Source organism: Streptomyces sp. NPDC059003, assembly GCF_042740445.1.
Taxonomy (GTDB): Bacteria; Actinomycetota; Actinomycetes; order Streptomycetales; family Streptomycetaceae; genus Streptomyces.
In genome coordinates this window covers 1-8125 of sequence record NZ_JBHYJH010000241.1, presented here as the reverse complement: position 1 = coordinate 8125, position 8125 = coordinate 1, and the positions used below count along the sequence as shown (strand labels likewise).

Here is an 8125-nt window from a genome sequence, read left to right as displayed (position 1 = left end):
CCACACCCTCATCGACCTCCCCCCCCACCTCCGCCCCGGGCGCGCCCGCTAGGAGCCTGCTGCCGCCAAGCTCTCGTACTCCCCGGCCGTCCACGTCGCGGCGCGCGGGCGCGCGCCCGCGCTGTTCTCCGCGGCACTGGAGGACGAGACCTGCCCGCCTTCGACGGTTTTCGCCGCCTTCAACTCCTATGCGGGCAGTGAGCGGTCGATGGAGGTCTATCAATTCAACGACCACGAGGGCGGCGGCGTGTTTCTGCAGGATGTGCAACTGCGGTGGCTTCCGGGGCATTTGAGGAGCTGACCGGTTCAACGCCCCCTCAGCACCGGGCCCTTGTCACAGCCATGGCCGACCGGCTAGCTTGCGGCCTTGTCCTGTGGCTTGACGTGTGCCCAGTCCGTCGTGTGTCTGAGGGGGCTTTCATGGCCTTACGAGGCCGGCATCGCCGGTACCAGCCGAGCCGGATCAACCGTGCCTCGCTCACCGTCACGGCGGGTGGCGCCGGACTCGCCCTGCCCCTGGTCTCCGCGGGCACGGGCCACGCCGCGGACGTCGACACCTGGAACAAGGTCGCCGCCTGCGAGTCCACCAACAACTGGAGCATCAACACCGGCAACGGCTTCTACGGCGGCCTCCAGTTCACCCAGTCCACGTGGGAGGCCTACGGCGGCACGGCGTACGCGGCGCGCGCCGACCTCGCCACCAAGGACCAGCAGATCGCCGTCGCCGAGAAGGTCCTGGACGGCCAGGGACCCGGCGCCTGGCCCGTGTGCTCGGTACGGGCGGGCCTCACCCGCGGCGGCGACACCCCCGACCTCAGGCCCGCGGGCGCCCCGCAGGCGAAGAAGTCGACCGGCGCCGCCAAGACCGACGGCGCGCCCCGGGCGCAAAAGCCCCCGCAGCGCACGGTCAAGGACGTCAAGCCCGAGGTCACACCGCAGTCCACGGCGGGCACCGCCCGGATGTACACGGTCGTCCGCGGCGACACCCTCTCCGGCATCGCCGACGACCGCCGCGTCCGGGGCGGCTGGCCGCAGCTGTACGAGACCAACCGCCGCACCATCGGCGCCGACCCGAACTACATCATCCCGGGCCAGAAGCTGTCGCTGCGCGGCGGCGACCCCAAGGAGAAGCGGCCCCTGAAGCCGCCGGAGCGCAGGACACCGCCCGAGCGCGACAAGCGGCCCGTGCAACACCGGGAGAAGCAGCCGGAGAAGAAGCACGACAAGCGGGCGGAGCCGCGGCCCGAGCGGGCCCGCCCCCCGGTCAAGGAGCACAAACCGGCCAAGCCGCACAAGCCCGCGCCGAAGCCGAAGCGCGACACCGCACCGGCCGGACGGCAGAAGGCCGAGCCCGCGGGCTCCGCGTCCGGCGCCACCGCACCCGTCGCCGCGTCGACCGGCACGCCCTACCGCGCCGCGGGCAGCTCCTGGTCGAAGGGCTACCACACGGGCGTCGACTTCCCCGTGCCCACCGGCACGTCCGTGAAGGCGGTCGCCGCGGGCACGGTCGTCTCGTCGGGCTGGGGCGGCTCCTACGGCTACCAGATCGTCATCCGGCACACCGACGGCCGGTACTCGCAGTACGGCCATCTGTCGGCGCTCACCGTCAAGTCCGGGCAGAAGGTCGTGCCGGGCCAGCGCATCGGCCGCTCCGGCTCGACGGGCAACAGCACGGGTCCGCACCTGCACTTCGAGATCCGCACCGGGCCCGGCTTCGGGTCGGACATCGATCCGCTGGCGTATCTGCGGGGGCGCGGGGTCCGGATCTGACCCTTCGGAGTACGGGCCCTTAGGAGTACGGGCCCTTCGGAGTACCGGAGTACGGGGCTCCGCTAGGCGTGTGCCGCGCCCGCGTCGGCGCGCGGGAACGCCCTCGCCATGGGCTGGGCCGGGGCCAGGGGCTGGAGCGCGGCAGTGAGCGCGTCGGGCACCACCAACTGCTCGGGGCGGTCGGGCACCACGAGCTGTTCGGGGCGGTCGGGCACCACCAGCTCGTCGTCATCGTGAGCGGGCCTGCGCTGCTCGCTGATGGCGGGTGCCCCGCCGTGCTCGGCGGCGGTGGGAGAGGGCTCATCGGTGACGCGGGCGGCCGTCGTGGCGGGCGCGGGGGCGTCGGTCGCCGCGGGTGCGGCGGCCGAGGGCTCGGCGGCCTCCTCCGCGCGGGGCGCCGTGTCCTGTGCGGGGCGCGTCGCGCCGATGCGCTCCGTCGTCAGCAGGATCAGGCCGCCCGCCGCGACGACACCGCACGCGAGCGCGACCGCCGTGCCCGTCGTGCCGTAGCGGAAGGATTCGCCGAACAGGGTCAGGCCGACCGCCGCGGCGATCACCGGGTTCACGACCGTGACCGTGGACAGCGGCGCCGCGAGGCCCGCGCCCCGGTAGGAGGCCTGCGAGAGCAGCAGACCGCTGACCGCGAGGATCGCGATCACGGCGAGGCTCGGCACCTGCCGCAGGAGCGGCTCGTGCGCGTCCCAGTCCACCGCGACCGTCTTGGTGAACACCGACGAGATGCCGAAGGCGATGCCCGCCGCCGTGGCGAGCAGCACGCTGCGCACGGCGGGGTGCCGGTGGGCGGCGTGCGCGAGGAGCATCAGGGCGACGACGGCGCCGCCGGTGCCGAGCGCGAGCACGACGCGCTCGGCGTCGGCCAGGGACTGCGAGTCGGTGGCCCGCGTCAGCGACAGCATGCCCGCGAGGCCGACCGTCGCCATGATGGCGCCGCGCCACGCGGTGGCCCCGGCCTTGCGGCGTACGAACACGGCCGCCATGGGCAGCGCGAAGACGATCGTCAGGGCACCGAGGGGCTGTACGAGGCTCAGCGGTCCGAAGGCGAGCGCCACGACGTGCAGCAGGCCGCCGAGGCCGTTCAGGACGACCGCGACCCACCAGGCTCCCCGGCGCAGCGGCGCGTACTGCTGCTCCGCGGCGGTCGCCGCCACCTGCTCCTGGAGGATCGCCCCGCCCGCGTAGGCCACGGCGGAGACGAGGGAGAGCAGGACGGACAGCGCGAGGCCGCTCATGAGGCGCTCCAGGCGGCACGGGACGGCCGGGACGGCCCATGGTCCCGGAGCGTGCGGTCCTGGTGCGTCCGGTACTTCCGGTGCGGCGAACGGTCGGCTTCCATGTTCACCACGATGTCGCGCGGAGCGCACCGCGTCGTCGTCCCTGAGCAGTCAATCTGTCCTACTCCCGATGGAGTACGACCTCCCATATGTCCTCCCCAGGTCTGGTTACCCCTGGGCCGGAACGGCCTGCTGTACTTCCACGATGACACCTCCCACTTCAGCCATCGACTGGGGCACGGTCGCGTCCGTCGGCGGATTCTTCGCGCTGCGCACGGAAAGGCCTTGCGGCGGGGGCCATGTGCCGCTGACGCGCGTGTACGCAGAGGGCTCACGCGCCCGGAGAAACGCCACGGAAAAGGGCGGTGGAATTACCCAGAGTAGCCAAAGTGGCGACCCGCTGGACTTTCGCGTCACGAAAGTCGCCGCCCGCCTCGCGGCGCCCGAGACGCGTATCGGCGTTTCCGTCGCGCACCTCGGACTCGCCGCCCGGCTGTGGTCCCTGGCGCTCGGCCCGGCCGCGATCCACGGCCTCGTGCCCGACCTCGACCCGGAGCGGCTGCACTGGGACGCGGACGGCACGTCACCCGACGACCTGTGGCTCGACGGCACCCGCACCTTCCCCGCCGACGCCGCCCGCGTCCGCGAGGTCGTCGTGGACGGACACCTCGCGCCCCTGGCGGCCGCCCTGCGCGCCCGCCACCGGATCTCACCGGCGCTGCTGCGGGGCAACGCGGGCTCGGCGCTCGCGGGCGCCGTGCGGGAACTGCACGCGTGGGCGGAGCGCGTCGGGCGCCCCGACGTCGGGGAGCGGGCCCTGGCCCTCGCCGCCGCCCTCTTCGCGGACCCCGACCTGGCCGCCACCGGCACCCTCACCGGCACCGCCTTCCGGCGCCGCAGCTGCTGCCTGTACTACCGCTGCCCGAACGGCGGCCTGTGCGGCGACTGCTGTTTCGACCGGCCGCCGCAGCGGTCTTCCCCCGCGGCCACGTCTGGGTGACCATGAGGGAGCCGGCCGACGACGGGGGGCTCCGCTCGTGAAAGTGGGACTGCTCACCCGCGAGTACCCGCCGGACGTCTACGGCGGCGCGGGCGTCCACGTCGAGTTCCTCGCCCGGGAGTTACGCGGCCTGACCGACCTGGACGTCCACTGCTGGGGCGACGGCACCGTCGACGGCGCCGTCGGCCACCGCGCCTGGAGCGCCCTCGACACCGCCAACGACGCGCTGCGCACGCTCTCCGTCGACCTCTCGATGGCCGCCGCCCTCGCCGGCCGCGACCTCGTGCACTCCCACACCTGGTACGCCAACCTCGCCGGGCACGTCGGCAAGCTCCTGCACGGCATCCCGCACGTCATGACCTCGCACTCCCTGGAGCCGCGGCGCCCGTGGAAGGCCGAGCAACTGGGCGGCGGCTACGCCCTGTCGAGCTGGGCCGAGCGCACCGCCATCGAGGCCGCCGACGCCGTCATCGCCGTGTCGCAGGGCATGCGCGGCGACATCCTGTCCTGCTACCCGGCCGTCGACCCCGCGAAGGTGCACGTCGTCCACAACGGCATCGACACCGCCCTGTACGCGCCCGACCCGGGCAGGAGCGCCCTCGCCCGCCACGGCATCGACACCGGCCGCCCGTACGTCCTGTTCGTGGGCCGCATCACCCGCCAGAAGGGCGTGCCGCATCTGCTGCGTGCCGCACACGGGCTCGATCCCGGCATCCAGCTGGTACTGTGCGCCGGCGCCCCGGACACCCCGGAGATCGACCGGGAGTTCCGCACCCTCTTCGAGGAGCTGAGCAGGTCCCGCGGCGACGTCCACTGGATCCCGCGGATGCTGCCGCGCCCGGAGGTCGTCCAACTCCTCAGCCACGCCGCGGTGTTCGTCTGCCCCTCGGTGTACGAGCCGCTCGGCATCGTCAACCTGGAGGCGATGGCCTGCGGCACCGCCGTCGTCGCCTCCCGCGTCGGCGGCATCCCCGAGGTCGTCGCGGACGGTACGACCGGCCTGCTCGTCCCGTACGACCCGCACGAGCCGGAGCGCTTTGAACACGACCTCGGACTGCTGCTGAACCACCTCGCCACCGATCCGCGGCGGGCCGCGGCGATGGGCGCGGCCGGGCGGCACCGCGCGGTGCGCTCGTTCGGCTGGGACGCGGTGGCCCGGCGCACGGTCGAGGTGTACGAGGAACTGCTCAAGTCCACATAGCGACACGTCCATACAGCGACACGTCCACACAGCGGCACACGAGTACACATGGCGACAGGGGGCGGCGATGCGCGGCGGACCTTCGGTGCTCGGAATCGTCCTGGCGGGCGGCGCGGGGAAGCGGCTCATGCCGCTCACCGCCGACCGCGCGAAACCGGCGGTGACCTTCGGCGGTACGTACCGCCTGGTCGACTTCGTCCTCTCCAACCTCGTCAACGGCGACATCCTGCGCATCTGCGTCCTGACGCAGTACAAGTCGCACTCGCTCGACCGGCACGTCTCCACCACCTGGCGGATGTCGAGCCTCCTCGGCAACTACGTCACGCCGGTCCCCGCCCAGCAGCGCCTCGGCCCGCGCTGGTACCTGGGCAGCGCGGACGCGATCCTGCAGTCCCTGAACCTGGTCCACGACGAACAGCCCGACTACATCGCGGTGTTCGGCGCCGACCACGTCTACCGCATGGATCCGCGGCAGATGCTCAAGCAGCACATCGAGTCCGGCGCGGGCGTCACGGTCGCCGGGATCCGCGTGCCGCGCGCCGACGCCGCCCAGTTCGGCATCATCACGCCCGCCCGTGACGGCACCCGCGTCGAACGCTTCCTGGAGAAGCCGAAGGACCCGCCGGGCCTGCCCGGCTCGCCGCACCAGGTGTACGCCTCCATGGGCAACTACGTCTTCACCACCAAGGCGCTCGTCGACGCCCTCCAGCTCGACGCCGAGGACGACGCGTCCGCCCACGACATGGGCGGCTCCATCCTGCCCATGCTCACCGACCGCGGCCTGGCCCAGGTGTACGACTTCGACGACAACCACGTACCCGGCGAGAGCGCCCGGGAGCACGGCTACTGGCGCGACGTCGGCACCCTCGACGCGTACTACGAAGCCCATCTGGACCTGATCTCCGACCAGCCCGTCTTCAGCCTCGACAACCGCCGCTGGCCCATCTACACGCACCCCGGCCAGCTGCCGCCCGCGAAGTTCTGCGCGGGCGGCATCGCGAGCGAGTCGGTCGTCAGCCCCGGCTGCGTCATCCGCGGCCAGGTCACGCGGTCCGTCCTCTCCCCGGGCGTGACGGTCGCCGAGGGCGCCGTCGTCCAGGGCTCGGTCCTGCACGACAACGTCCGCGTCGGCCGCGGCGCGGTGGTCCGCGGCGCCGTCCTCGACAAGAACGTGGACGTCCCCGCGGGCGCCACGATCGGCGTGAACCCGGACCGCGACGAGGAGCTGTACACGGTGTCCAAGGGCGGGGTGATCGCGCTGGGCAAGGGGCAGTCGGTGCCGGCTCCCTGACCGGTCGCGAACGGGGACCGACCCCTGACCGATTGTTAACTATGCGTATCTAGATCGTACTTGACCGTAATTGTCGGGTGGTGATTGGCTGCTGGCTTCCCGTCGTCGACGCGAGAGCAAGCCATGGCCTCCGAGAGCTCAGACCTGCTCGCACCACTCGACCTCGCCTTCTGGAGCATCGAGTCCCCCGCACACCCCATGCACCTGGGGGCGCTCGGTGTCTTCGACGCCGCAGCGCCGTCCGCCGCGGCCCACGCCGCCGAGCTGCTCGCCGCGCGCGCGGCGGCCGTGCCGGGACTGCGCCTGCGGATACGGCACGTGCTGCTGCCGCCCGGCGGCGCCCAGCGGCAGGCCGCGCCCGGCTTCGACCCCCTCGACCACGTCCGGCTCGCCCCGCCCGCCGACGACTTCCAGGCGGCGGCGGGCGCGTTGATGCAGCGGCCCCTGGAGCGGGACAGGCCGCCGTGGGAGGCGCATGTGCTGCCGGGGGCGGACGGCGGCCGCTTCGCGGTCCTGTTCAAGTTCCACCACGCGCTCGCCGACGGCCTGCGCGCCCTGACGCTCGCGGCGGCCGTCATGGACCCGGTGGAGCTGCCGCCCGGCCGGGAGCCGTGCCCCCGTCCTGAGCCGCCGTGGTGGCACGCCCTCGATCCGCGCAGGCTGCCGGGGGCCGTCGTCTCGACGGTCAGGTCGGCGGTCGCCGACGTGGGGCAGGCGCTCGACATCGGCGCGGCCGTGACGCGGGCCACCTGGGGCGTACGGTCGTCCGCCGCCCTCACCGCCCGGCCGACCGGCACGCGCCGCACCGCGGGCGTCGTCCTCGACCTCGACGACGTGCACCGGGTGCGCAAGGCCGTGGGCGGGACCGTGAACGACGTCCTGATCGCCGTCGTCGCCGGGGCGCTGCGGCGGTGGCTCGACGAGCGGGGCGACGGCAGCGCGGGGGTCGCGCCGCGTGCGCTGATCCCCGTCTCGCGTCGCCGTCCGCGCTCCGCGCAGCCCCAGGGCAACCGGCTCTCGGGCTATCTGGTCCGGCTGCCCGTCGACGATCCCGCGCCGTTGGGGCGGCTCGGGGCCGTGCGTGCCGCGATGGACCGGAACAAGGACGCCGGGCCCGCGCGGGGTGCGGGTGCCGTGGCCCTTCTCGCCGACCGTGTGCCGCCGCTCGGCCATCGCGTCGGGGGGCCGGCCGTCGCCCACGGGGCCCGGCTGCTCTTCGACCTCCTCGTCACCAGCGTGCCGCTGCCCAGCCTCGGCCTCCGCCTCGGCGGCTGCCCGCTCGTCGAGGTCTACCCCTTCGCCCCGCTGGCCCGTGGCCACGCCCTCGCGGTCGCCGTCTCCACGTACCGGGGGCGGGTGCACTTCGGGCTCCTCGCGGATGCGGTGGCGGTGCCGGATCTGGAGGGGTTGGCGCGGTGCGTCGCCGCGGAGCTGGGGGAGCTGGTGGAGGCGTGCGGGTCCCTCGCGGGTGCGCCCCGGACCCGCCCCTTCCCGAACTAGGGGGCTCCGCCCCCTAGGACCCCCTTTTATCCGGCGCTGCGCGCCTCGTCCTCAAACGCCGGACGGGCTGG

At 73.6% G+C, this 8125-nt stretch carries 6 protein-coding genes and 1 pseudogene; 6 read left to right on the top strand and 1 reads right to left on the bottom strand.

Going from position 1 to position 8125, the window contains the following annotated elements; all coding sequences use genetic code 11:
- Nucleotides 1-97: 97 nt before the first annotated feature.
- Together ACFWZ5_RS41780 and ACFWZ5_RS41775 are read left to right on the top strand one after the other, a co-directional pair.
- A pseudogene (locus tag ACFWZ5_RS41780) lies at nt 98-301 on the top strand (acetylxylan esterase); the annotation flags it as partial.
- A 119-nt stretch (nt 302-420) separates the two neighbouring features.
- Complete coding sequence (locus ACFWZ5_RS41775; RefSeq protein WP_384790122.1) at nt 421-1770, top strand: transglycosylase family protein; 1350 nt, start codon at nt 421-423, stop codon at nt 1768-1770.
- 62 nt (nt 1771-1832) lie between these two features.
- On the opposite strand, the gene ACFWZ5_RS41770 is transcribed toward ACFWZ5_RS41775, so the two are convergent.
- Nucleotides 1833-3020, bottom strand: coding sequence for a DMT family transporter (locus tag ACFWZ5_RS41770; protein ID WP_384790125.1), 1188 nt, complete (start codon nt 3018-3020; stop codon nt 1833-1835).
- Nucleotides 3021-3288: 268 nt separating this feature from the next.
- Here ACFWZ5_RS41770 and ACFWZ5_RS41765 point away from each other — a divergent pair, with 268 nt between their 5' ends.
- From ACFWZ5_RS41765 to ACFWZ5_RS41750, 4 genes are all read left to right on the top strand, one after another.
- On the top strand, nt 3289-4062 hold the full coding sequence (locus tag ACFWZ5_RS41765) for a (2Fe-2S)-binding protein (protein ID WP_384790137.1): 774 nt from the start codon (nt 3289-3291) through the stop codon (nt 4060-4062).
- A gap of 37 nt (nt 4063-4099) precedes the next feature.
- A complete protein-coding gene (glgA, locus tag ACFWZ5_RS41760) occupies nt 4100-5263 on the top strand; it encodes a glycogen synthase (protein WP_384790128.1) in 1164 nt (387 codons plus the stop codon).
- Between the two features lie 67 nt (nt 5264-5330).
- Nucleotides 5331-6554, top strand: a complete 1224-nt coding sequence (gene glgC / locus ACFWZ5_RS41755; RefSeq protein WP_384790131.1) for a glucose-1-phosphate adenylyltransferase — start codon at nt 5331-5333, stop codon at nt 6552-6554.
- 123 nt (nt 6555-6677) lie between these two features.
- The gene (locus ACFWZ5_RS41750; protein ID WP_384790134.1) at nt 6678-8054 is read left to right on the top strand and encodes a wax ester/triacylglycerol synthase family O-acyltransferase; all 1377 of its coding nucleotides are present in this window, start codon (nt 6678-6680) and stop codon (nt 8052-8054) included.
- Nucleotides 8055-8125 lie beyond the last annotated feature (71 nt).